Annotated in this window: 25 protein-coding genes; 4 read left to right on the top strand and 21 right to left on the bottom strand. The window is 63.7% G+C overall.

Annotated features, from left to right (window positions below; genetic code table 11):
* Positions 1-54 precede the first annotated feature (54 nt).
* Positions 55-462, bottom strand: a complete 408-nt coding sequence (gene msrB, locus EV698_RS01230) for a peptide-methionine (R)-S-oxide reductase MsrB (protein ID WP_130502357.1) — start codon at positions 460-462, stop codon at positions 55-57.
* Between the two features lie 63 nt (positions 463-525).
* Between msrB and serB the strand changes: the two genes are divergently transcribed.
* Positions 526-1758, top strand: a complete 1233-nt coding sequence (gene serB / locus EV698_RS01225; protein ID WP_130502356.1) for a phosphoserine phosphatase SerB — start codon at positions 526-528, stop codon at positions 1756-1758.
* Positions 1759-1777: 19 nt separating this feature from the next.
* Here serB and rplS read toward each other — a convergent pair whose 3' ends face one another.
* The 5 genes from rplS to ffh are packed head-to-tail and all read right to left on the bottom strand — an operon-like array spanning position 1778 to position 5175.
* Positions 1778-2155: a 50S ribosomal protein L19 gene (rplS, locus tag EV698_RS01220; protein ID WP_130502355.1), complete on the bottom strand. Its 378-nt coding sequence runs from the start codon at positions 2153-2155 to the stop codon at positions 1778-1780.
* 18 nt (positions 2156-2173) lie between these two features.
* Entirely contained in the window at positions 2174-2911 is a 738-nt protein-coding gene (trmD, locus tag EV698_RS01215; RefSeq protein WP_130502354.1) for a tRNA (guanosine(37)-N1)-methyltransferase TrmD, read from the bottom strand.
* 4 nt (positions 2912-2915) lie between these two features.
* Positions 2916-3464: a ribosome maturation factor RimM gene (rimM, locus tag EV698_RS01210; RefSeq protein ID WP_239016169.1), complete on the bottom strand. Its 549-nt coding sequence runs from the start codon at positions 3462-3464 to the stop codon at positions 2916-2918.
* Positions 3448-3717 carry a 30S ribosomal protein S16 gene (gene rpsP / locus EV698_RS01205; protein ID WP_130502353.1) on the bottom strand — a complete coding sequence of 90 codons (270 nt, stop codon included), beginning with the start codon at positions 3715-3717 and terminating at the stop codon, positions 3448-3450. The genes rimM and rpsP overlap by 17 nt, the downstream gene beginning before the upstream one ends.
* A gap of 54 nt (positions 3718-3771) precedes the next feature.
* A complete protein-coding gene (gene ffh, locus EV698_RS01200; RefSeq protein ID WP_130502352.1) occupies positions 3772-5175 on the bottom strand; it encodes a signal recognition particle protein in 1404 nt (467 codons plus the stop codon).
* A 122-nt stretch (positions 5176-5297) separates the two neighbouring features.
* Here ffh and EV698_RS01195 point away from each other — a divergent pair, with 122 nt between their 5' ends.
* Complete coding sequence (locus EV698_RS01195; protein ID WP_239016168.1) at positions 5298-6131, top strand: cytochrome C assembly family protein; 834 nt, start codon at positions 5298-5300, stop codon at positions 6129-6131.
* 7 nt (positions 6132-6138) lie between these two features.
* On the top strand, positions 6139-7428 hold the full coding sequence (locus tag EV698_RS01190; RefSeq protein WP_165385679.1) for an HlyC/CorC family transporter: 1290 nt from the start codon (positions 6139-6141) through the stop codon (positions 7426-7428).
* Between the two features lie 17 nt (positions 7429-7445).
* On the opposite strand, the gene cysS is transcribed toward EV698_RS01190, so the two are convergent.
* Entirely contained in the window at positions 7446-8840 is a 1395-nt protein-coding gene (cysS, locus tag EV698_RS01185) for a cysteine--tRNA ligase (protein ID WP_130502351.1), read from the bottom strand.
* Positions 8833-10260, bottom strand: coding sequence for a glutamate--tRNA ligase (gene gltX / locus EV698_RS01180; RefSeq protein ID WP_130502350.1), 1428 nt, complete (start codon positions 10258-10260; stop codon positions 8833-8835). The genes cysS and gltX overlap by 8 nt, the downstream gene beginning before the upstream one ends.
* A gap of 70 nt (positions 10261-10330) precedes the next feature.
* On the opposite strand from gltX, the gene EV698_RS01175 reads away from it, so the two are divergent.
* Complete coding sequence (locus EV698_RS01175) at positions 10331-11077, top strand: UDP-2,3-diacylglucosamine diphosphatase (protein WP_239016167.1); 747 nt, start codon at positions 10331-10333, stop codon at positions 11075-11077.
* On the opposite strand, the gene EV698_RS01170 is transcribed toward EV698_RS01175, so the two are convergent.
* The 13 genes from EV698_RS01170 to EV698_RS01110 form a co-directional block, all read right to left on the bottom strand.
* Positions 11045-11422 (bottom strand): hypothetical protein, encoded by a 378-nt coding sequence (locus EV698_RS01170; protein ID WP_130502348.1) that lies wholly within the window; start codon positions 11420-11422, stop codon positions 11045-11047. The genes EV698_RS01175 and EV698_RS01170 overlap by 33 nt on opposite strands.
* A gap of 196 nt (positions 11423-11618) precedes the next feature.
* Positions 11619-12488 carry a glycine betaine ABC transporter substrate-binding protein gene (locus EV698_RS01165; RefSeq protein WP_130502347.1) on the bottom strand — a complete coding sequence of 290 codons (870 nt, stop codon included), beginning with the start codon at positions 12486-12488 and terminating at the stop codon, positions 11619-11621.
* A gap of 35 nt (positions 12489-12523) precedes the next feature.
* Positions 12524-13363, bottom strand: a complete 840-nt coding sequence (locus tag EV698_RS01160) for an ABC transporter permease (RefSeq protein ID WP_130503961.1) — start codon at positions 13361-13363, stop codon at positions 12524-12526.
* A 14-nt stretch (positions 13364-13377) separates the two neighbouring features.
* A complete protein-coding gene (gene proV / locus EV698_RS01155) occupies positions 13378-14574 on the bottom strand; it encodes a glycine betaine/L-proline ABC transporter ATP-binding protein ProV (protein ID WP_130502346.1) in 1197 nt (398 codons plus the stop codon).
* 198 nt (positions 14575-14772) lie between these two features.
* Complete coding sequence (locus EV698_RS01150; protein WP_130502345.1) at positions 14773-15957, bottom strand: O-succinylhomoserine sulfhydrylase; 1185 nt, start codon at positions 15955-15957, stop codon at positions 14773-14775.
* Positions 15954-17465: an amidophosphoribosyltransferase gene (gene purF / locus EV698_RS01145; protein WP_130502344.1), complete on the bottom strand. Its 1512-nt coding sequence runs from the start codon at positions 17463-17465 to the stop codon at positions 15954-15956. Before purF ends, EV698_RS01150 begins: the two co-directional genes overlap by 4 nt.
* Before the next feature lie 4 nt (positions 17466-17469).
* A complete protein-coding gene (locus EV698_RS01140; protein WP_239016166.1) occupies positions 17470-18060 on the bottom strand; it encodes a CvpA family protein in 591 nt (196 codons plus the stop codon).
* A 27-nt stretch (positions 18061-18087) separates the two neighbouring features.
* Positions 18088-18600 (bottom strand): SPOR domain-containing protein, encoded by a 513-nt coding sequence (locus EV698_RS01135; protein WP_130502343.1) that lies wholly within the window; start codon positions 18598-18600, stop codon positions 18088-18090.
* Between the two features lie 27 nt (positions 18601-18627).
* Positions 18628-19920, bottom strand: coding sequence for a bifunctional folylpolyglutamate synthase/dihydrofolate synthase (locus tag EV698_RS01130; RefSeq protein WP_130502342.1), 1293 nt, complete (start codon positions 19918-19920; stop codon positions 18628-18630).
* A gap of 9 nt (positions 19921-19929) precedes the next feature.
* Complete coding sequence (gene accD, locus EV698_RS01125; protein WP_130502341.1) at positions 19930-20814, bottom strand: acetyl-CoA carboxylase, carboxyltransferase subunit beta; 885 nt, start codon at positions 20812-20814, stop codon at positions 19930-19932.
* Positions 20811-21635 carry a tryptophan synthase subunit alpha gene (trpA, locus tag EV698_RS01120; protein ID WP_130502340.1) on the bottom strand — a complete coding sequence of 275 codons (825 nt, stop codon included), beginning with the start codon at positions 21633-21635 and terminating at the stop codon, positions 20811-20813. The genes accD and trpA overlap by 4 nt, the downstream gene beginning before the upstream one ends.
* Entirely contained in the window at positions 21632-22864 is a 1233-nt protein-coding gene (gene trpB / locus EV698_RS01115) for a tryptophan synthase subunit beta (protein ID WP_239016165.1), read from the bottom strand. The genes trpA and trpB overlap by 4 nt, the downstream gene beginning before the upstream one ends.
* A complete protein-coding gene (locus tag EV698_RS01110; RefSeq protein WP_239016164.1) occupies positions 22839-23468 on the bottom strand; it encodes a phosphoribosylanthranilate isomerase in 630 nt (209 codons plus the stop codon). Before EV698_RS01110 ends, trpB begins: the two co-directional genes overlap by 26 nt.
* Position 23469 lies beyond the last annotated feature (1 nt).

Genomic DNA, 23469 nt, shown 5'->3' with positions numbered 1-23469 from the left:
AATCAGTAACTTATCCAATCGACTATACCGAGGCTTGATGCACGGCGACAAGCCTCAATCATTGCCGTCGCGAGCCTCAAAGCGTAGCGACACGGAGTTGATGCAGTAACGCAGCCCGGTGGGCTCGGGACCATCCGGGAAAACGTGGCCGAGATGCGCCTGGCATTCCGGGCAGTGCACCTCGGTGCGACGCATCCCCATGCTCCCGTCGCTCTCGGTGGCGACGGCATCATCATTCGCCGGCGACCAGAAGCTCGGCCAGCCAGTGCCAGAGTCGAATTTCTGCCGGCTATCGAACAACAGCTTCCCGCAACAGACACAATGGAACATGCCGTCGGCCTTCAGATTGTTGTACTCGCCACTGAACGGCGGCTCCGTGCCGCCCTCGCGAGCCACTCGGAACTGGGCCGGCGTCAGCCGCTCACGCCAGTCGGTCGATTTCGGATCAGTCGAGTCAGTCATGGGCATGGGCTCCTTTGTAATTTCACCTACAATATTCCGACGATTATTCAGTGAGCGAATTCCATGAGCGATACCGAACCCGCCAGCGAAATTATCCTCGTCAACATTTCGGGTAGCGACCGGCCAGGCGTCACGGCGGCATTAATGGGGATACTCACCGACTACCAGGTGCGGGTGCTGGATATCAGCCAGGCGATGGTCCACGAGAATCTCGCGCTGGCCATACTGATCAAGCTCTCGGGGGATACGGCGTCGGCACCGGTACTCAAGGACCTGCTCTACGAGGCCCACAAGCTCGAACTGCGGGTACGTTTCCAGCCCGTACCGCCGGCGGAGTATCAACAGTGGGTTCGAGGCGAGGGTCAGCCGGCCTATGTCCTGACACTGCTCGGCCGCCGGGTTACCGCCGGTCAGATCGCGCGTATCGCCACCGTCACTACGCAGCACGGGCTCAACATCGAGGATATCGTCCGGCTTTCCGCTCGCAGCCCGCTCCACGATGATCACGCGGAGAGCCGCGCCTGCCTCGAGCTGAGCCTGCGGGGTGAACCCGATGATGCCGATGCAATGAAGGCGGAATTCCTGTCCATTTCGCAGGAAATGGACATCGATATTTCCTTCCAGCAAGACAACTTCTACCGGCGCAACCGGCGCCTCGTGGTCTTCGATATGGACTCGACCCTCATTCACGAAGAGGTTATCGACGAGCTGGCACGCGAGGCGGGAGTAGGTGACAAGGTGGCTGATATAACCGCGGCGGCCATGCGCGGCGAAATCGATTTCCGCGAGAGCCTCACCCAACGCGTTGCCTGGTTAGAGGGGCTGGAGGAGAGCGTCCTCGAGCGCGTCGCCGAGCGGTTGACACTCACGGAAGGTGCCGAGCGACTGCTGAAGACCCTGCAAATGCTCGGTTATCGGACCGCCGTGATCTCCGGCGGCTTCGAATTTTTCGGGCGCTACCTGCAGGCGCGGCTGAACCTCGACACGGTTTACGCCAATCAGCTTGAAATCGCTAACGGTCGACTCACCGGTCGAGTGACAGGCCGCATTGTCGACGCCGAAAGGAAGGCTGAGCTCCTCAAGCGCCTCGCCGGCGACATGGAGATTGATCTTGCACAGGTCATTGCCGTTGGCGACGGCGCCAATGACCTACCCATGTTGCGCAACGCCGGCCTCGGTATCGCCTTCCATGCCAAGCCTCTGGTCCAGAGAAGCGCCCGCCAGGCCATCTCGACGATCGGCCTGGATGGCGTCCTCTACCTGATGGGCATGAACGACGCCGAGAATCCGCACTGATCGGCGGGTCGGTGTCCGATCAGGAGGCGGTACGACGCTTGGAGCGCACCTTCTCCTTGATCCGCGCCGCCTTGCCACGCCGCTCGCGCAGGAAGTAGAGCTTGGCCCGGCGAACGTCACCCCGGCGTTTCACCTTGATGCTCTCGATGAGAGGGCTGTGGAGCTGGAAGACCCGCTCTACGCCCACGCCATGGGACACCTTGCGCAGCGTGAACGACGAGTTGACGCCACGGTTGCGCATCGCGATCACTACACCCTCGAAGGGCTGGGTGCGCTCGCGGTTGCCCTCGCGAACCCACACGTTGACGAGGACGGTATCGCCCGCGTTGATGTCATCAAGCGAGCGGCCGGTTTTCTCGACCTCTTCGCGCTCCAGTTCTTCGATGATGTTGGTCATGCCTGCATCCCCTTGTCTTTAATTCGATTGCAGTGCCCGATAATCCTCGAGCAATGCGTGTTCACTGTCACTCATCCCGCGCCTTTCAAGCAGGTCAGGACGCTTTTCCCGCGTTCGCCCCAGTGCCTGCTGCAGACGCCACCGGGCAACCGCCTGGTGGTCGCCGCTGAGCAGCACCGCCGGCACCTTCAACCCGTCGACCACTTCCGGTCGCGTGTAGTGCGGGCAGTCGAGGAGCCCGTCTGCGAATGCATCCTGCGAAGCCGACTCGGCATGACCGAGCACGCCCGGCACCAGCCTCGAGACTGCGTCGACGACGATCATCGCCGGCAACTCACCACCGCTGACAACGTAATCACCGACGGACAGCGTCGCGTCAACTTCCAGCTCGACAAGACGCTCGTCGATTCCCTCGTAGCGCCCGCAGAGCAGGATCACCCGCTCATAGCGGCCAAGCTCCTGCACGCGCGATTCGTTCAGCATCCGCCCATCAGGCGACAGGTAGATGACCGGCGCTGGATCCGCCGCCTCACGAGCGGCCCGAATCGTCGCCCGAAGCGGTTCGACCTTCATCACCATTCCCGGTCCGCCCCCGTAGGGCCGATCGTCGACCGTACCATGCCGATCATTGCTGAAATCCCGCGGGTTCCAGGTCACCAGCTCGATGAAACCCTTCTCGATGCCCCGGCCCACGACGCCATGCGTGGTCATGGACTCCACCATCCCGGGGAACAGCGTGATCACATCGAAACGCATCCCGTCAGAACTCCGGATCCCAGTCCACTCGCATCCGCCCGGCATCGAGCTCGACCGACTGCACATGCACACCCGGCGTATAGGGGATCAGTCGCTCTCGCTCGCCGCGAACCACCAGCACATCGTTTGCACCGGTCTCGATCAGTCCGGACACGACACCCAGATTAATGCCACCGAGTGTTTCGACCGCAAGCCCCTGGAGCTCGAACCAGTAAAACGCCTCCGGGCCGGCTTCGGGCATCAATGCCCTCGCTACCATGACATGGCTTCCAAGCAGTGCCCGCGCCGCCTCCCGATCGGCTATACCATCGAAGCGCGCAACAAGGTTCTTGCCTCGCCATCCACCGTCAGCAAGCGTCCAGTCACAAACTTCATCGCCTCGGCGGAGGGTCCAGACCGGATAATCGAGTATGTTCTCGCGTGGGCGCGTCCAGGAGTGCACTTTCAACTCACCGTTGACGCCCCTGACACCGGCAATCTCTCCCATCAGGACATGGGAGTCACTGAGCGCCACGCCCGCCTGTGCGGTTGCCGGTTCAGGCGCTCTCGGCACCCTCGGCCGCTCCACGGCGTGCCTGGCGGATCAACTGCCGTGCACGCTCGGACGGCTGAGCACCCTGCGAGATCCACTGCTCGGCGCGCTCCAGATCCAGCTTGTAGGAGATTTCCTGTCCACGGGCCACCGGATTCAGGAACCCGAGCCGCTCGATAAAACTACCATCGCGGCCGTTCCGGCTGTCGGTAACAACGACATGATAGAAAGGACGCTTTTTGGCGCCAGCACGCGCCAGACGAATCGTAACCATATTATTTCCCAGTCAGTTCTGGTGACTATTAAACCGCGCAGTTTACCTAGGTGTTCAGCGCCCGCCAAGTCCCGGCGGCAGACCACCCCCGGGCGGCATTCCTCCACCCGGTGGCATACCATTGCCACCGCCCATCTGGCGCATCATTTTTTTCATGCCACCGTTCTTGAACTGCTTCATCATTTTCTGCATTTGCTTGTGCTGCTTGAGCAAACGATTGATGTCCTGGACCTGCAGCCCGGAACCGCGAGCGATACGGCGTTTACGCGAGCCGTTGATGACATCCGGGCGCTGCCGCTCACCGGGCGTCATGGCGCTGATAATGGCTATCTGGCGCCGGATCTGGCTGTCGTCCATCTGCTGACTGGCCTGCTCGCTCAGCTGGCCCATGCCGGGGAGCTTTTCCATGACGCCGTTCATGCCACCCATCTGGGTGACCTGTTGTAGCTGGCTGCGCATGTCTTCGAGGTCGAAGCCCTTGCCCTTTTTCAGCTTGCCGGCCATGCGCTCCGCCTGCTGGCGGTCAACCTTGCGTTCGGCCTCCTCGACCAGAGAGAGCACGTCACCCATGCCGAGAATGCGTGAGGCCATACGATCGGGATGGAAAGGCTCCAGCGCGTCCGTCTTCTCGCCGATGCCGAGGAACTTGATGGGTTTACCGGTGATCTCGCGGATCGACAGCGCTGCGCCGCCACGGGCGTCGCCATCCGCCTTGGTCAGAATGACACCCGTCAACGGTAACGCCTCGTCGAATGCCCGCGCGGTGTTGGCAGCATCCTGACCGGTCATACTGTCGACCACGAACAGGGTTTCGATGGGGCTCACCGCCTCGTGCACACGGCGGACCTCGTCCATCATCTCGCCATCGATGTGCATCCGCCCGGCAGTGTCTACGAGCAATACATCGTAATATCCCGTGCGCGCCTGATCGTAGGCGGCCTGGACCGCCGCCACCGGATCGGCGTTGGCGTCGGTGGGGTGGAAGCCGATTGACACCTCATCGCTGAGACGTTGCAGCTGGTCAATCGCCGCCGGCCGGTAGACGTCGACCGAGACCGCCAGCACCTTCTTCTTCTCACGTTCCCGCAGCAGACGGCCGAGCTTCGCGATGCTGGTGGTCTTGCCCGAACCCTGCAGGCCGGCAACCATCACGACGGCCGGTGGGCGTGTATTGAGGTTGAGCGCATCATTCTGCTCGCCCATCACCTGCACAAGCTGGTCGTGCACGATCTTGACGAAAGCCTGCCCCGGGGAGAGGCTGCGGGTGATCTCGGTGCCAAGCGCCCGCTCGCGAACATTGGCCACGAAAGTCTTGACAACCGGCAGAGCCACGTCCGCCTCCAGCAGCGCCATGCGTACCTCGCGCAGCGTCTCCTGGATGTTGTCCTCGGTGAGTCGGCCCTTGCCCTTGATGCGCTTGCCAATCGCCTCGAGGCGATCACTCAGATTATCAAACATGTCCGTTGGGACCTCCGCGGCCACCTGCATTCAGTTTCCGGAATTGTATCAGCGCAGATCCGATCATCGCGCGCCGATGGTCGAAGACAGGGTTTTTCTGTGCGATGATCTTTCGGGTCGTAATGGCAGAAATCGGCGCGCAGATGATCCTTTCCCTGACTACCTGGATCGCGTTCGCGTTCTACGCGCTCGCGGTGGCGGTGCTACTCGCGGCACTGCGTGGACGCCTTGCCATGCAGCGGGCCGAGCCACTCGCGCTGGGCCTCGCGGCAGCAGCGGCACTGATCCATGGCGCGCATCTATGGTTTGCGCTCTGGACGCCGGCCGGCATTGATCTGTCACTGTTCAATGCGGTTTCGCTGCTCGGCTGGCTGATGGCGCTGATGCTGGTTGTCGCCGCCGTTCGTCAGCCACTCCATAGTCTGGGACTGGTTGTCTATCCGTTCGCCGCCCTGGCTCTCATCCTGGCACAGGCGCTCGGAGTTCCCACCGCGACAACGGTGCCGGTGGGGGCCTCCGTCGACATACACGTCATCACATCGGTGGTGGCGTACGCCATTCTCGGACTCGCCAGTGCCCAGGCACTGCTCCTCGCATGGCAGGAGGGCGCTCTGCGGCGACGTCGGGCGGGCCCCATTCTCGGGTTCCTCCCGCCGCTCCAGGGCATGGAGGCCCTGCTTTTCCAGCTCGTCGCGAGTGGTTTTGTCATGCTGTCCGTCGCACTCATCAGCGGATGGCTGTTCGTCGACAACCTGTTCGCGCAGGATCTCGTCCACAAGACCGTCATTTCGATGACCGGGTGGCTTGTTTTCGCAGGACTGCTGGTGGGCCGCAGTCTCGCCGGGTGGCGGGGGCGCACCGCGATCCGCTGGACACTGTGGGGCTTTGCGCTGCTGGCAGTCGCCTACTTCGGCAGCAAAATCGTACTTGAACTGATCCTCGGTAAGGCGGCGTAAAAAAACCTTGGACGTTATCCCCCTCCCCTTCCTGTTCGGAATGCTGGGCGTGCTCATCGTCCTTTCCGGCGCGTTTTCAAGTTCGGAAACCGCGTTGATGACCCTCAACCGCTACCGACTGCGCCACCTGTCCCGCCAGGGCCATCGAGGGGCGCAGCGGGCGGAACGGCTACTGGCACGCCCGGATCGACTGATCGGGATCATTCTTCTGGGCAACAACTTCGTCAACATCGCCGCCTCTTCAATCGCAACGCTTATCGCCCTTCGGCTGGGAGGACAGGGGGCGCTGGCAGCGGCAACCGGACTCCTTACGCTGACCATCCTGATCTTCGCAGAGGTGGCGCCGAAAACGCTGGCGGCGCTGCGGCCGGAACGCGTGGCCTTCCCCGCGGCCATCGTCCTCGGACCACTGCTCAAACTCCTCTACCCGCTCGTGTGGCTTACCAATATGGTCGCCAACACGCTGCTGCGTATTCTGGGCGTCAGCCCCACCGAAGGCGGTCAGACGGCCCTCAGTCGCGAAGAGCTCCGAACCGTGGTCAATGAGACCGGGGCCATGATCCCGCGTCGCCACCAGCGCATGCTGCTTGGCATCCTCGACCTGGACCAGGCGACGGTCGACGACATCATGGTGCCGCGCAACGAGGTGGTCGGCATCGACCTTAACGATGACTGGGGTCGGATCACCGAGCAGATCGCCGGCTCGGAGTACACGCGATTACCGGTCTTCGACGGCGGCGTGGATACGATTCGGGGCGTGCTTCATATCCGCCGCGTACTCACCGCCATGCTTGATGGCGCCCTGACCCGGGAGCGCCTTCTCGAGCATGTGCGCGATCCGTATTTCATCCCCGAAGGAACGCCACTGCACCAGCAGATGCTGAACTTCCAGGCGGAGCGGCGCCGGATCGGCCTGATCGTGGACGAGTACGGCGAGTTCCATGGCCTGGTTACCCTGGAGGACATCCTCGAGGAAATCGTGGGCGAGTTCACCACCGACCCTGCCGAGGCGATCCGCGACATACACCGTCAATCCGACGGCAGCTACCTCGCCGCCGGCAGTGCCAGTGTGCGGGAGCTGAAACGTCTACTGGGCTGGGAGTTGCCGGCGGAAGGGCCAAAGACCCTGAACGGGCTGATCCTCGAGCATCTCGAAACCATTCCCGAACCCGGCATCAGCCTGCTTATCGACGGCCACCCGGTCACCGTTCTCCAGGCAGAGGAAAACCGCGTGAAGGTGGCAAGGCTGGAACGTCGCGTCTATCCCCGGAATCGACCGGCGGGGATGGAAAACTAGCCGGATAGCGCCGGAAGTCACCCTCCGTCGCGACGCCAGACGGTGCCATCGGGCTTGTCCTCGAGCACGATGCCCTCGGCCAGCAGCGCATCGCGGATCGCATCCGCCCGCGCGAAATCCCGTGCCGCCCGGGCGGCGGCCCGCTCGGCTATCCTTTCCCGGATGCGCTCCGCACTGGCATCGTCCGCCGTCGCGCCGCCCTGGAGGTACTCCGCCGGCACTTGGTTGAGCAGCCCCAGGACCCGACCGAGTTCGCGCAGCGTGGTACCAAGCCCATCCGCCCGGTCCTCGTCATCGGCCTCGCGGGCCCGGTTGATCGACCGCGCCAGGTCGAAGAGAACCGCCATTGCCAACGGTGTATTGAAGTCGTCATCCATCGCCGACTGAAACCGATCCCGGAACGACTGGCTGTCGGTGTCCTCCGAACGCGCCCCGGGAAGTCCCCGCAGCGCGGTATAGAGGCGCTCCATGCCGCTGCGCGCCTGCAGCAGGGCGTCGGCCGTATAATTCAGCGGACTGCGGTAGTGGCTCGAGAGCAGGAACTGGCGCACCGTCTCCGCATCGTGCCGCGCGAGCACATCGCGGACCGTTGTGAAATTCCCCAGCGACTTCGCCATTTTCTCGTCGTCGATCCGGACATGACCGTTGTGCATCCAGTAGTTGACGAAATGCTCGCCGGTGGCGGCCTCCGACTGGGCGATCTCGTTTTCATGGTGCGGGAATTTCAGATCAATGCCGCCGCCATGGATATCGAACTGGTTGCCCAGACAGTGCGTCGACATCGCCGAGCACTCGATGTGCCATCCCGGACGCCCCCGCCCCCAGGGGGCATCCCAGCTCGGCTCGTCGGGCCGGGCGGCCTTCCAGAGGGCAAAGTCGGCCGGGTCCCGTTTCTCCTCCGCGGCATCGACACGGGCACCCGCGCGCAAATCCTCGAGGCGTTTGCCGGAGAGGCGGCCATACTCGGGGAAACGACCCACCGCATAATAGACATCACCCGCCGACTGGTACGCATAGCCACGCTCGATGAGCCGCTCGATCATGGCAATGATTTGATCGATGTGCGCCGTTGCACAGGGCTCTTCGTCCGGGCGTTCGCAGCCCAGCGCATCGGCGTCCTCGTGCATCGCGTCGATGAAGCGCGGCGTCAGCGCATCGATCGATTCACCCAGGGCAGCAGCACGGGCGATGATCTTGTCATCAATGTCGGTGATGTTACGGACGTAGCGAACGTCGTAGCCGCTGAAGCGCAGATAGCGCACGACCATATCGAAGACGACCATTGCGCGGGCATGTCCGAGGTGACAGTAGTCATAGACTGTCATGCCGCAGACGTAGAGATTGACGCGCGGCGGATCGATGGGCACGAAGGCAGACTTCCGTGCGCTCAGGCTGTCATGGATCTCAAGCATCCGAACCGGCTCCCGAGGCGACGGCCGCCGCCCGCTGTAAACGCAGCCGACGGATCGCCGCCGGCATGATGTGAATAATGGCGCCGAGCGCCGGCCCGTGATCGAGGCCGGTCAGGACCTGGCGCAGGGGCTTCATGAGGGCCCCGCCACGGCGGCCGGTCGCCTCCTCCAGCTGCGCACGAAGCGCTTTCCAGTCGCTGGTATCCGCCGACTCGAGCATCGTCAGGACGGTCTCGAAAAACTCTGGCCCCACCTCGGTGGCCCGCGCCCGGGTGGCGTCGGTCATAACGTCCCGATCGTCGAACAGCCGCACGGCCCAGTCGTTGAGCTCGCCGGCCGACTGGAGATTGGGCTGTACCAGGGCGATGAACGCCGGGATCAGTTCATGCGGGATGCAGCTCGCCTGCAGGGCCGGCCGCAGTGTCTCGAGTGGAGCCCGGGCCATGGCCAGGGATTGCCAGTGTCGCAACTGGCGCTCGTCAAAGCGGGCGGGACGCCGACTCAGCCGGGAGACGTCAAAGCCCGCTGCAAGCTGATCGAGCGTTTGCAGCGTCTCGTCGGGGACGGGGTTGCCGAGGCGGGCCAGATAGTTGCAGATCGCCTCCGGGAGCACCCCACGATCCCGCAGGTCATCGATGCCCGGTGCACCCCGGCGCTTCGACAGCGGCGCATCCCGTTCATCCACCACCAGCGAAAGATGCCCGTAGCAGGGTGCGTCCAGCCCGAGTCGTTCAAGAAGTACGAGCTGACGGGGTGTGTTGGAGAGGTGATCCTCGCCACGGAGCACATGGGTAATTCCCATCAGCGCATCATCCAGCGCGTTGGCAAAGAGGAAGGCCGGGCTGCCGTCGGCGCGCTGGATGACCGGATCATCCAGATCCGCGGCCGGAAATGACTGCTCACCCCGCAACCGATCGGTGAACCCGATTACCCCGTCCGCCGGCATACGCAGGCGCAACACCGATGGTTCGCCGGCCGCGACCCGCCGCGCCGCCTCCGCCGGATCGATGCCGGCGCAGCGGCCATCGTAACGCGGCGGTTCACCGGCACGCTGTTGTCGATCCCGCAGTGCCGCCAGGCGCTCGATGGAGCAGAAACAGGGATAGGCCGCATCAGCGGTACGCAACCGCTCCGCCGCATCGGCATGGAGCGCTGCCCGCCGGGACTGCTGCCAGTCCTCGGGGTCGTCGATGCCCGGACCGGCGTCCCACGCAAGCCCGAGCCAGCGCAGATCCGACTGCAACCCGTCGATCGCGGTGGCGTCGCTTCGTGCCGCGTCACTATCCTCGACCCGCAGCATAAAAACACCCTGGTGGTGTCGTGCCAGCAGCCGATTGAAGAGCGCCGTGCGGAGATTGCCGATATGCAGCCGACCCGAGGGGCTTGGCGCGAAACGTGTGCGGACGACCTTATCGTTCATCTTCTCAATGGTAATGGAACCACCGCTTGCATGCAGCCGTCGGCAACGTCATCTTGCCCGGATGGAGCGCATGCGTTTTGACACCGCTGAATCACCCGTCCTGTTCATTGCCGACCTGCATCTGGATACCGACCGTCCGGCGGCGACCCGCGCCTTTCTGCGATTTCTCGAAACCACGGCCGCCGAGGCCGCGGCGCTGTTCATCCTGGGCGATCTCTTCGAGGCCTGGGTCGGTGACGATGCCCGGCCGTCCGACGACCCCGTGGCGCCCGCACTGGCAACACTCAGTGCCCGGGGCACGCCGGTCTATCTCATGCATGGCAATCGCGATTTCCTCATCGGCACGGATTTCTGCCGGGCCGCACAGGCTCAATTGCTGGCCGAACCCACGGTTGTGGCGATAGACGGCGAGGCGGTGCTGCTCGAGCATGGCGATGCCCTCTGCACCGACGATGTCGCCTACCAGGCCTTCCGCCGGCAGGTCCGGGATCAAGACTGGCAGAGAACGTTCCTCGCCCAGCCCGTTGACCGGCGCATCGAACAGGCCCGGGATCTCCGCCGCCGCAGCGGCGAGGCCATGGCGGGGAAGACCGCGCGGATCATGGACGTCAACGCCGACACCGTCGACCAGCGCCTGAGGGACTGGGGCGTGCGACACCTGATCCATGGTCATACACACCGCCCCGCCATCCACCAACTGACAGTCGACGATCACCCGGGCACCCGCGTCGTGCTTGGCGACTGGTTCGAGCAGGGCAGCGTCCTGCGCATCGACAACGGTGTCTCAACGCTCGAGACGCTGGGTTTCGACGGCTAGGCGCTCGTCGGCCGCGGCCCGCACCGTTGCGTCGATATCGTGTTGACGGATCTCATCGAGCAGGCGTGGTTCGCGAATACGCCCGATCGCCAGGTGACGCAGGCATGGCTCCCGGGCGCTGCGCGCGACATGCGCGATGATCTGGTGATCGGAACAGGCCTGGAGTGCGGCCCGGCGATAACCGATATCGAGCATGTCACCGCCCGCCAGCAGCTGGCGGTAACGTGCGCGAGCCGCCTCGCGCACCGAGGCGTCGCGATCGCGCTCGAGAACCGATCGGAGGATCACCAGATCATGGAGCCGACCCACGGCCGCCTGCCGAACACCGTGGTCCGGATCATTCATCACGATCCGGCGAAGGGCGTTGTGGCCAACCGTGGCAGCGTCGATTGCCGCGCGGCGGCAGGCCGGATCGGTATCGTGAATATCAGGCCGCGGGCGTCGACGTAACCACATGCCGAGAGTGTAAAACAGAACACCCCGCGCGCGGCGGGGTGTGTATCGATCGGTTCAACCGATCAGGGTGCGTATGCACCATCCATTAGAACTCGCCGGTCAGCCAGTAGTCGACCTGCTCGGGGTTTTCGTCGATGAAGCGTGTAATCGCCTCTTCGTAGGAACCCTCGCGCGCCTCGAACATGTAGCCCTGGAGTTTCTCGAGTGACAGGTACATGCGCGAGAGGACCTGGGAGATTTCCGGGTAATCGGCGTCGAAGCCTTCGCGGGCAAGAATATGGACCCGTTCCGGTCCACCGAGTACGCCTTCCGGATCTTCCAGGTAACGCAGATCATAGGCACCGAACTTCCAGTGCGGGCTCCAGCCGGTCACGACAATCCACTCGTCGCGAGTCGTGGCCCGCTCCAGCGCGGCCGTCATGCCGGCACCGCTCGAGGTCTGCAGGCTGTAATCGTCCATGCCGTATTCTTCGATAGCCTTTTCGGAGAGCCGGGTCAGTCCGGCCCCCGGATCGATCCCGGTGATTGTCCCGTCGAGCTTGTCCTGAACGGAGTCCTTGCTGAGATCACTCAGCGAGTTCAGCTCTTCCTCCGGGACATGGTCCGGCACGATCCAGCCCAGTTTGGCACCATTGTAGAGCACGCCGAGGTTTTCAACGCCGGTTGCGACGTTCTCGTAATAGTCCTCGTGCGTTGCCGGCAGCCACGACATCATCATTGCATCGATGTCACCGGTCTCGATGCCCTGGTACTGCGGCGCGATGTCCGTCTGGATCAGCTCTACCGACTTGTCGGTGTTCTCATTGATAAGCCGGGACGCGAGCTTTGTCACGAATTCCGCATCGGACCAGGCCGTCCAGCCAATCTCGATCGTGTCGTCCTGAGCCTGGGCACCGCTTGCCACGGCCAGTCCCAGGGCTCCGGTCATAAGAAGTCGAGTTGATTGCTTAAACATAGAGTCTTCTCCTTTCTTCCATTGCATCGGAAACATCAATCCTTGCCACGGCGCAGGCCGAAGCTCTGCGTTAGCCGATCCAGCAGGATTGCGAGAATGACAACGCCCAGCCCGCCTTCGAACCCGAGGCCGACATCCAGCCGCTGAATGCCCGTCAGTACGGTGTTACCCAGACCACCGGCACCGATCATGGAGGCGATCACCACCATGGAGAGGGCAAGCATGATGGTCTGGTTGACGCCCGCCATGATCGACGGCATCGCCAGGGGGACCTGCACCTTGTAGAGCAGCTGGCGGCGGGTACACCCGAACGCGAGTCCCGCCTCGACGTTCTCCTGACTGACCTGGCGGATACCCAGGTTCGTCAGGCGCACCGCCGGCGGCATCGCAAAGATCACGGTGGCAATGGTGCCCGGCACCTTGCCCAGACCGAAGAAGATCGCCGCCGGAATGAGATAGACGAAGGGCGGCATGGTCTGCATGAAGTCGAGGATCGGGCGAACAACCATGGCCACCGAGTCCCGGCGGGCCATCGTGATTCCCAGCGGAAGCCCGGCCGCCAGAGCAATCAGACTCGCGCCGATCACCAGCGCCAGTGTCTGCATCGTCTCCTCCCAGAGACCGATGCCCATGACAAGGAAGAGCGCCAGGGCCGCAAAGATACCGAAGCGCCAACCAACCCGATTCCAGGCCAATGCGACCAGAAGCGGACCGAGCACGAAGTCCGGGAGAAACAGCAGCGTGTTCTCGAGGCCATCGGCAACAAACCCGACACCGGTGGCGAAGCCATCCAGCGGCCCGGCCAGGGTCGAACGGACCCATTCCACGCCGCCTTCCACCCAGTCCCCGATGGGAATATCGATCATTTCCCGCAGATCAGACGCCATTATTACTCTCCTGAGCGATCCAGTGTCTTGAGGACAGCCGTGCGGCTGACGCTTCCCACATAGCGACCGTCGGTATCGATGACGGGCAGGGGATAGCCGGTGCGTGCCGACTGGGTCACCACTTCATTGAGCGGTGTCTCCGCCGCCATCGACGTCACCGATTCCAGGAATGCCGCCCGGAAGCCGCCGTCACTACCGCTATCCATCGCCTGCCTGAGTGAATCCGCAGTGACTGTTCCCTGATAGCGCTGATCCGTGTCCAGTACCACCCCGAGGTCGCGATTATTGGCATGCAGCCGTTCCAGCGCCGCATGGAGACTCGTGCCCGGCCGGTCGAAGACCATTACCTGGCGACGATCGGCGAGATCGCCGGCGGAGAACACTCGGGTGACGTCAACCCCGTAGAAGAAGGAGCGAACGTATTCGTTAGCGGGCTGCGTAACGATTTCTTCCGGCGTACCGACCTGTACAACCCGTCCGCCCTGCATGATCGCGATGCGATCGCCGATACGCATCGCCTCATCAAGGTCATGCGAAATGAAAACGATCGTGCGACGGTTGTCACGCTGCAGTTGCACGAGCTCGTCCTGCATTTCGGTCCGGATCAACGGATCGAGCGCCGAGAAGGCCTCATCCATGAGCATGATGGACGGATCGGCCGCGAGCGCGCGGGCAAGACCGACGCGCTGCTGCATGCCGCCGGATAGCTCGTCTGGATAGCTCTGCGCATTGGGCTTCAGTCCGACCTGCTCGAGCGCCTGAAGCGCACGCCCTTCGCGCGTCTCCCGATCGGCACCCGCTACTTCGAGACCGAAGGCGGCGTTCTGCAGCACCGTCTTGTGCGGCATCAGGGCGAATGACTGGAAGACCATGCTCATCTCGTGCCGACGCAGATCGATGAGCTCGTTCCGCGGCATGGCGGTGACATCGCGACCATCGACGTACACATGGCCGGCGGTCGCATCGATCAGGCGGTTGAACATCCGCACGATGGTGGACTTGCCGGAGCCGGAAAGCCCCATGATCACGAAGATCTCGCCCTCTTCGATGTCGAAGGAGGCCCGCTGAACGCCCACGGTATTACCGGTCTTCTCGAAGATCGCGTCCTTTTCGTACCCGTCCCCGAGCAGGCGCATGCCCTCGTCGGGATTGGGCCCGAAGACCTTGTAGAGGTTATCGACGGAAATCTTGGTAGTCATCGCTGCATCGCCTGCTGGCGGCCGCGTGAGGGGAGTGAATCGGAGCGGATCACCGATATGCGCGGGACATCGGAGAGGGACTTGTAGCTTTTCAGCTGGCTTTTCATACTGCTCCGCAATGGCTTCGTTGCGTTAAACAGTACGTAACACCCGCCGGCGGTTCAAGCGGGGGCCAGACAACATTCAGTAGGGTGGCGTTCAGTTGGTCGGTTTGAGGCGCGATAATCCGCGGTCGAGATCGGTCTGTATATCGGCCAGATCCTCGAGCCCGACCGAGATGCGAACGAGGCCCTCGCGAATACCCATGGCCTCGCGCTGATCCACCGGCACCCGGCCGTGGGTGGTACTGGCCGGATGGGTAATGGTCGTGCGGACATCGCCCAGGTTCGCGGTGATGGAGAGCATTTCGGTACGATCGATGACCTCCCATGCGGCCGCACGGCCACCCGCAACCTCGAAGGAGACGATGCCGCCGAACGCCTTTTGCTGACGGGCGGCGAGGTCATGCTGGGGGTGATCGGCGAGTCCGCTGTAGAAGACGCGACTCACGGCCGGATGCGAGCGTAGCCATTCCGCCAGCGCCGCCGCCTGGTCACTGTGGGCCCGCATGCGCAGGTTGAGCGTTTCCAGTCCCTTGAGAAAAACCCAGGCGTTAAACGGGCTCATGGTCGGGCCGGCCGTTCGCAGGAAAGGGAAAACGTACCGATCAAGCGTATCCGCATCCCCGACCAGCGCACCGCCCACGCAGCGCCCCTGGCCATCCAGGTACTTGGTCGCCGAATGCGAGACGATATCGGCGCCCCAGTCCAGCGGGCGCTGCAGTGCCGACGTGCAAAAGCAGTTATCCACCACCAGCCGCGCATCGTGGGCGTGGGCCAGATCGGCCAACGCCCGGATGTCCGCCACTTCGGTAAGGGGGTTCGAGGGGGTTTCCAGGAAAAGCAGCTTCGTCTCCGGCCGCATCGCCCTCGCCCACGCCTCGACATCCGTGGGCGAGACGAAATCAGTAGTGACCCCGAAACGCGAGAGCTGGTTGGCGAAAAGCGAGGCGGTGGTCCCGAACACGCCAAGCGAGCAGATTACGTGATCGCCGGTACGCAGCAGCCCCATACAGAGGCTGAGGATCGCCGCCATCCCCGAGGCCGTACCGATGGCCCGTTCGCCGCCCTCCATCGCTGCCAGTCGGGTCTCGAAGGCGCGTACCGTGGGGTTGGTGAAGCGCGAGTAGATATTCCCGGATTCCTCGCCACCAAACCGCGCAGCGGCCTCGGCCGCGCTGCGGAAAGTAAAGCTGGAGGTGGGAAATATCGCCTCCGAATGCTCCTGCTCCGGTGTCCGCTCCCAGCCGGCCCGGAGCCCCGTTGTGTCCTCGCCCCGGGTCAAGAGCGCACCAGCCCCAGCTCGTTGACCGCGGTGCTCTCGTGGCCGACCTGCCGGGCTGCTTCACCGCGTTCGGCTTCGAGCCGGAGGAGGTAGTCGACACTGATGTCGTCGGTGACGTACTTGCCGTCGAAACAGGAACAGTCAAATGCCTGAAGATCGCGGTTGCCTTCTCGAACCGCCGTTTTCAGATCTTCCAGATCCTGGTAGATCATGCCGTCGGCACCGATGGTCTGGCGGATTTCCTCCACCGACCGGTCGTGGGCGAGCAGCTCGTGCGCCGCCGGCATATCGATTCCATAGACATTGGGATAGCGCACGGGCGGCGCTGCAGAGGCGAAGAAGACCTTGTTGGCGCCGGCGTCGCGGGCCATTTCGATAATCTGTTCCGAGGTTGTGCCACGCACGATGGAGTCATCGAGCAGGAGGACGTTTTTGCCACGGAACTCAAGCTCGATGGGGTTGAGCTTCTGGCGCACCGACTTCTCGCGCACCGCCTGTCCCGGCATGATGAAAGTCCGGCCGATGTAGCGATTCTTGATAAACCCCTCGCGGTAGCGGAGGTTGAGATCATTGGCCAGATCCAGCGCGCTTGTTCGACTCGTATCCGGGATCGGGATAACCACATCGATATTGTGATGCGCCCATTCACGCTTGATCTTCCGGGCCAGCATGCGTCCCATCCGGAGACGCGATTTGTAGACCGAGACGTCATCAAGCATGGAGTCGGGCCGCGACAGGTAGACATACTCGAAGATGCAGGGCGAGAGCTGGGTTTCCGAGGCGCACTGGCGGGTGTGCAGATTGCCTTCCAGATCAATGAATACCGCCTCTCCGGGGGCCACGTCCCGGATCAGCCGGAAGCCGAGCACGTTGAGTGCCACGCTCTCCGAGGCGATCATGTATTCGACCCCGGCGTCGGTCTCGCGACTGCCGAAACACAGCGGCCGGATGCCTTTGCGGTCGCGGAACCCGAGCACGCCGTAGCCATTGATCATCGCCACCGCGGCATAGCCGCCGTGACAGCGCTCGTGTATGCCGCTCACGGCATCGAAGATGTCCGACTCGCTCACCCGAAGCTTGCCGAGCTCGGCGAGTTTGTGGGCAAAGACGTTAAGCAGGATCTCGGAATCGGACGTGGTGTTGATATGGCGGAGATCTTCCAGGAACAGATCCCGTTTAATGTCCTCGGCGTTGGTGAGATTGCCGTTATGCGCAATGCTCAGACCATAGGGTGAGTTGACGTAGAACGGCTGGGCCTCGGCGGCGCTGGCACAGCCGGCCGTCGGATAGCGGCAATGCCCGATGCCCATGTTCCCCTGCAACTGCATCATGTCCTGGGTGCTGAACACGTCGCGAACCAGGCCATTGTCCTTGCGCAGATGCAGTCTGCCACGATCGAACGTCATGATCCCCGCGGCATCCTGGCCACGGTGCTGGAGGACCGTCAGGCCATCATAGAGGGCCTGGTTGACCGGATTTCGGGCCACCATGCCGATTACACCACACATAGATTCAGCTCCCGCTATCGCTATTCTGCTCCGAATTGATCTGGCAGTAGGCCTCCCAGTAGGCAAAGGCCGCCGCGCTGTTGACGGGTGCCCGGGCCACGCCGGGCATCTGCTGCGCCTGATCCAGCCAGCTTCCGACCCGGGCATGGCAGACCCAGGGCCGGTAGCCCTGGGCAATAACCGATTCCTGCCACCAGGCCTCGCCCGGAATCGCGGTCAGGCCGGCGCCCAGCACCACCGCGCCGGTGAGCAGCAACCCCCGCAGCGCACCGAACACCACGCCCAGCAGTCGATCGGTCCCGGTCAGCCCGGTGCGGCCCACCAGCACCCGCGCGGTGTAACTGATCAGTGCGCCGACCAGCAGGGTGAGGATAAACAGGCCCGCAAACCCTGCCACCAGCCGCAACATCGACGATGCCAGCCACGGCGAGAGATACTCCCCGACCTGGGCGCTGTAACGGGCGCCAATCCAGAAAGCCGCCACCCAGACAAGGACGGATATCACCTCGCGGACGAAGCCGCGGATTACACCGATGAGCACCGACAGGGCAATAACCCCGATAAACGCAAGATCAAGCCAGTTCAACGGTGTCATAACTTCACTATTGTAGCAGTCGATCCATCACGGCTCGACGATAAATCCGGGCAGGTCAAAGCCATCGGCCAGGCGCTGGGCCATCTGCTCCGCCGCCGCCTCACTGTCGAGGGGTCCGACCTGAACCCGGTAGGGCAACCGGCCCTCGCGGTCGTCTTCGGCGATGCGCACGTCCAGATCGTCATCGGTAAGGCGGCCGGCAAGCCGCCGGGCATTATCGAGACTGCCAAAGGCACCGACCTGGACATAGAAAGCGGAGCCGGCATCAGGACTCACGGGCGCCGGCGCCGGATCCGGAACCGCATCGCCCTCGCCCAGCGCTGGCTGGTCGGCCAGCGCACGGCCGGGCTGAGGTGATTCGACAGTCGATCCGTCGGGTAGCGCCGGGGCGTCATCCAGCACCGGCTCGGCGGGCATGTCCAGCTGGATATCGACGCGGGTCCGCTCCACCGGACCGCTCAGCAGCATAGGCAGGAATATGACACCGAGGGCCACGAGCACCACCGCTCCGACCAGCCGCTGTTTGATCCGCTGCTCCAACTGCGTGCTCCGCGTTATCCCACGTCGCTAGTCTCGGCCGCTGACGCGGTGGTTGCAAGGGACGACGCCCGCCCGCATGAAGGCCTCGACCACCCGGAACGACCCGGCCGCGACCGACAGATCATCCGCTTCGGCCCGTGCTTCCAGTATTGATCGGGCCAATCGCGCATCACCCTGCCCGATTACCGCCTGCCCCGCGTCATCCAGCGCCCGCTCGATGGCATCGGCTGAAAAACTCTGCGGATCATCGAGCGAGAGCGCGAACCACTCATCGACAACCGGGGCCAACCGGGCGATAAGCGCGCCCAGCGGTTTGCGGGCCATCAGGCCGAAGGCGAGCCGCACACGCCCATGCTGACGAAAGCCCTCGAGCCGGCGGGCGAGCAGATCGATGGCGGCCGGATTATGCCCCACATCGAGCAGCCATCCGGCGCCGCGCCCCGGCACCCATGTCTGACGACCGGTAATATGCGCATTCGCGAGCCCACGTGCGATGCTCTCTGCATCGAGATCAAGCGCCGGCAGTCCGTCGGTAATAGCGGCGATCGCACCCGCCGCGTTGGCAAGCGCATCCTCGCCCATCCAGTGGGGACGTGGCAGGTGGTCGAAAACGCGCTGGTCATTCCACCACGACCAGTCCGTTACCGTCGCCCGGTAATGGTAGTGCCGACCCAGTTGATGGAGCGGTGACGACAGCGCCCGGGCCGTTTCGCCAACCGGTGACGGTGGGTCCGGATCGGCACAGATAATCGGCCGACCCGGTCGGGCGATGCCCAGCTTTTCGGTCGCAATTGCCTCCCGCGTATTGCCAAGCCATTCCATGTGATCCAGATCGATCGCAGTAACCACTGCCACATCGGCGTCGAGGCAATTGGTGGCGTCGAGCCGGCCACCGAGCCCGACCTCCAGGATCCAGGGGCTGGCCCCCGCTTCCCGGAAACACCAGACGGCGGCTAGTGTCGCGAACTCGAAATAGGTCAGCGTGATTTCGCCGCGTTCGCGATCGATCGCCCGAAAGGCATCGAGGATGGCCTCGTCGTCCACCGGTTCGCCATCGATCCGGATGCGCTCGTTATAGGCGAGTAGATGCGGTGAGGTAAAGGCGCCGGGGCGGTAGCCACCGGCCCGCAACATCGATTCCAGGCAGGCGACGGTGCTGCCCTTGCCATTGGTGCCGGCCACCGTGATTAACGGGGCCTGCTCCGCCGGTAGATCGAGCCGCCGGGCCACCCTGCCGATGCGGCCCAGACCCAGTTCGATCTCGCGGGGATGCAGCCTCTCCAGCCAGGCCAGCCAGCCGTCGAGCGTCGTCGGCGCCACTGCGCCGGGTCAGCCCTGGCCGACAGCGGCCTGCTGCGGCGCCGGTGCCTGCGTAAGCATTGTGAGCAGCGACGCGATGCGCATGCGCTGCTCGCGTCGATCGACGATCAGATCCACGGCGCCGTGCTCGAGCAGAAACTCGCTGCGCTGGAAACCCTCGGGGAGCGTTTCGCGGACGGTCTGCTCGATCACGCGTGGACCCGCGAAGCCGATCAGCGCCCCGGGCTCGGCGACGATGACATCACCCAGCATCGCCAGGCTGGCAGAGACACCCCCCATGGTCGGATCCGTGAGGACGCTGACAAACGGGACACCGGATTCGGACAGGCGCTTCAGTGCCGCACTGGTCTTTGCCATCTGCATCAGCGAGAACAGGGCCTCCTGCATTCTCGCCCCACCGCTGGCGCTGAAACAGACCAGTGGGCAGCCGGTTTCGCGGGCCTGATCGACCGCACGGACAAAGCGCTCGCCAACCACCGCCCCCATGGAGCCACCCATGAAACGAAACTCGAATGCGACGGCGATCACCGGCTGAGCAACGAGCGTCCCTTTCATGGCGACCAGCGCGTCACGCTCTCCGGTAGTCCGCTGGGCCTGGGCGAGCCGATCCTTGTAGCGCTTGGTGTCCTTGAAACGAAGGGTATCCACCGGTTGTAGCTCGGCCCCGATCTCCTCCTGCCCGGCTTCGTCCAGGAAGACTTCGAGCCGCCGTCGCGCACCGATGCGCATGTGGGCCGCGCATTTCGGGCATACCTCCAGGTTGCGCTCGAGCTCCGGCCGATAGAGTACCGAGTTGCAAGCCTCGCACTTGGTCCAGAGCCCCTCGGGAATGCTGTGACTGCGCCCGCCCTCGGTCCGGATCCGCGAGGGCATGAGCTTTTCAAACCAGCTCAAGGCGCGGACTCCACCAGCGGCGAGTCCAGTCCCTGCCGCAACTCCTGCGTGATGGCATGGACCGCATCGCCGATCGCGGCATCGTCGCCCACATTCTCGGCGATCCGCGAGACGATGGCGGTACCGACAACCACTGCATCGGCCACCTGCCCCAGGCGCGCGGCGTCATCGCCGCTGCGGACGCCGAAACCGACGCCCACCGGGGTCTGCGTGGCTTCGCGGATGGTGTCGACATGGGAGCCCACGTCGTCGATATCCAGCGTGCCGGCACCGGTAACCCCCTTGAGCGAGACGTAGTAGACGAATCCTCGGGCCTGGTCGCAGATGGCATTGACTCGCTCCATGCGAGTGGTGGGCGCGATCAGCCAGATCGGATCGAGATCATGCGCGGTCAGCGCCGCAACGAACTCGCTACCCTCTTCAGGGGGCAAATCCACCGTCAGCACACCATCGACACCCGCCGCCGCGGCATCGCGGGCAAACGACTGGTAGCCGATCTGTTCGATCGGATTGAGATAACCCATCAGCACCACCGGGGTATCGTTATCCGTCCTTCGGAAAGCGCGAACCATCTCGAGCACACCGGCGAGACCGGTGCCGTTCTCGAGCGCGCGATCACAGGCGGACTGGATTACCGGTCCATCCGCCATCGGATCGGAAAACGGCATGCCGACCTCGATGATATCGGCACCGGCGCCCACCAGCCGGTGCATGATCGGGACGGTGGCCTCGGGATGCGGATCTCCGCCGGTAACATACGTGACCAGCGCCTTTCGCTGTTCGGCGCGACGCTGGGCGAAACGATGTGCGATGCGACTCATAGGTCCGCTCCCTCTACCTCGGCGACGGTGTCGATGTCCTTGTCACCGCGGCCCGAGCAATTGATGACGATAATCTGATCCGGATCCATCTGCGCGGCGAGCTTCTCGGCGTAGGCGATGGCGTGAGCGGTTTCCAGTGCCGGGATGATCCCCTCGAGCTGCGCCAGTCCATGGAAGGCCGCCAGCGCGTCGTTATCGTCCACGGCGACATAGCGCACACGTCCCGTGTCCTTGAGCCAGGCGTGCTCGGGCCCGACACCCGGATAGTCCAGTCCGGCGGAAACCGAGTGGGTGGGCATAATCTGCCCATCCGCGTTTTCCATGAGATAGGTCCGGTTGCCGTGCAGGACACCAGGGCGACCGGCCGACAGGGGCGCTGCGTGGCGCTCGGTCTCTACGCCCTCACCGCCGGCCTCGGCCCCGTAGATCTCGACGCCCGTATCACCGAGGAACGGATGGAACATGCCGATTGCATTGGAACCGCCGCCCACGCAGGCAACGAGTGCGTCCGGCAACCGTCCGTGTTGCTCCAGGCACTGTTCCCGGGTCTCGCGACCAATGACTGCCTGGAAATCGCGCACCATCTCGGGGTAGGGATGCGGTCCGGCGACGGTGCCGATGATATAGAAGGTGTCATCCACGTTCGCCGCCCAGTCACGGAAAGCCTCGTTAAGCGCATCCTTGAGGGTGCGCGTCCCGGACTCCACCGGCACGACTTTCGCCCCCATGAGGCGCATCCGGTAGACGTTGACCGACTGTCGGCGAACGTCCTCCGCACCCATGTAGACGATGCATTCCATGCCGAGTCGCGCGCAGACCGCCGCGGTCGCGACGCCATGCTGACCGGCCCCGGTCTCGGCCACGATTCGGCGTTTGCCCATGCGCGAGGCGAGCAACGCCTGGCCCATGGTGTTGTTGATCTTGTGAGCACCGGTGTGATCCAGATCCTCGCGCTTGAGGTAGAGCTGCGCCCCACCGACTTGCTCGGTCCAGTGCCGGGCGAAGTAAAGAGGCGTGGGCCGGCCGACGTAATACTGCAGATCGGCATAGAGCTCCGCCTGGAACTGCGGATCCGCCCGAAAATGCGCGTACGCCGACGCGAGCTCTTCGAGCGGTGCCATCAGCAGTTCGGGGACGAATCGACCGCCGTAGGGACCGAAATGCCCGAGCGGATCGGGAAACTCGCCGAAATCGGCGGGGGCTTCAATCGCCTGGATAACGTTGGACACGATAGACCTCTTCAATAAAGGCGGCGACGAGGCGCCGATCCTTGATCCCGGGGGCGGACTCGACACCGCTACTGCAGTCGACGCCCCAGGGCCGAATGGTTTTGACGGCCTCGGCGACATTATCGACGCGAAGCCCGCCGGCGACGATGATTCGGTGACTGGCAGGCAGCGGCTGACCCCAGTCGAAAGCCTCGCCACTCCCCCCTGCAGCGCCCGGCGGATGACCGTCGAGCAACAGGCCGGCAGCCCCGGGATGGTCACGGGCGATGGACCAGGGATCGCCACCGGCCATCCCGATCGCCTTCATGTAGCGGTAACCGAATCGTTCACAAAAAGCTGGCGACTCGGCGCCATGAAACTGCAACAGATCCAGCCCCACCTGCGAGGTTATGGCCCGGACCTGCTCGGCGTCGGCATCCAGAAACAGCCCCACCGCCGTCACCATCGGAGGCAGTGACGCGACGATTCGAGAGGCCTGATCCGCCGTCACATGGCGCCGGCTGGGCGGGTAGAACACCAGCCCGATGGCGTCCGCCCCTGCCTCGGCGGCCATGACCGCATCCTCGGGCCGCGTCACGCCACAGATTTTTACCCGACACCTCACA

The sequence above is a fragment of the Spiribacter vilamensis genome, from assembly GCF_004217415.1.
GTDB lineage: Bacteria > Pseudomonadota > Gammaproteobacteria > Nitrococcales > Nitrococcaceae > Spiribacter > Spiribacter vilamensis.
Note: the sequence above shows the minus strand (reverse complement) of the source record. Positions and strands in the feature narration are given on the sequence as shown.

Bases quoted from the DNA above. Each gene is read 5' to 3' on its own strand.
- serB (WP_130502356.1), top strand. From the start codon at position 526: ATGAGCGATACCGAACCCGCCAGCGAAATTATCCTCGTCAACATTTCG.
- proV (WP_130502346.1), bottom strand. From the start codon at position 14,574: ATGACTACCAAGATTTCCGTCGATAACCTCTACAAGGTCTTCGGGCCC.
- purF (WP_130502344.1), bottom strand. From the start codon at position 17,465: ATGTGTGGTGTAATCGGCATGGTGGCCCGAAATCCGGTCAACCAGGCC.
- cysS (WP_130502351.1), bottom strand. From the start codon at position 8,840: ATGCTTGAGATCCATGACAGCCTGAGCGCACGGAAGTCTGCCTTCGTG.
- rplS (WP_130502355.1), bottom strand. From the start codon at position 2,155: ATGACCAACATCATCGAAGAACTGGAGCGCGAAGAGGTCGAGAAAACC.
- EV698_RS01195 (WP_239016168.1), top strand. From the start codon at position 5,298: ATGGCAGAAATCGGCGCGCAGATGATCCTTTCCCTGACTACCTGGATC.
- ffh (WP_130502352.1), bottom strand. From the start codon at position 5,175: ATGTTTGATAATCTGAGTGATCGCCTCGAGGCGATTGGCAAGCGCATC.
- msrB (WP_130502357.1), bottom strand. From the start codon at position 462: ATGACTGACTCGACTGATCCGAAATCGACCGACTGGCGTGAGCGGCTG.
- trpA (WP_130502340.1), bottom strand. From the start codon at position 21,635: ATGAGTCGCATCGCACATCGTTTCGCCCAGCGTCGCGCCGAACAGCGA.
- trmD (WP_130502354.1), bottom strand. From the start codon at position 2,911: ATGCGTTTCGATGTGATCACGCTGTTCCCCGGGATGGTGGAGTCCATG.
- EV698_RS01175 (WP_239016167.1), top strand. From the start codon at position 10,331: ATGCGTTTTGACACCGCTGAATCACCCGTCCTGTTCATTGCCGACCTG.
- EV698_RS01140 (WP_239016166.1), bottom strand. From the start codon at position 18,060: ATGACACCGTTGAACTGGCTTGATCTTGCGTTTATCGGGGTTATTGCC.
- EV698_RS01170 (WP_130502348.1), bottom strand. From the start codon at position 11,422: ATGAATGATCCGGACCACGGTGTTCGGCAGGCGGCCGTGGGTCGGCTC.
- EV698_RS01165 (WP_130502347.1), bottom strand. From the start codon at position 12,488: ATGTTTAAGCAATCAACTCGACTTCTTATGACCGGAGCCCTGGGACTG.
- rpsP (WP_130502353.1), bottom strand. From the start codon at position 3,717: ATGGTTACGATTCGTCTGGCGCGTGCTGGCGCCAAAAAGCGTCCTTTC.
- gltX (WP_130502350.1), bottom strand. From the start codon at position 10,260: ATGAACGATAAGGTCGTCCGCACACGTTTCGCGCCAAGCCCCTCGGGT.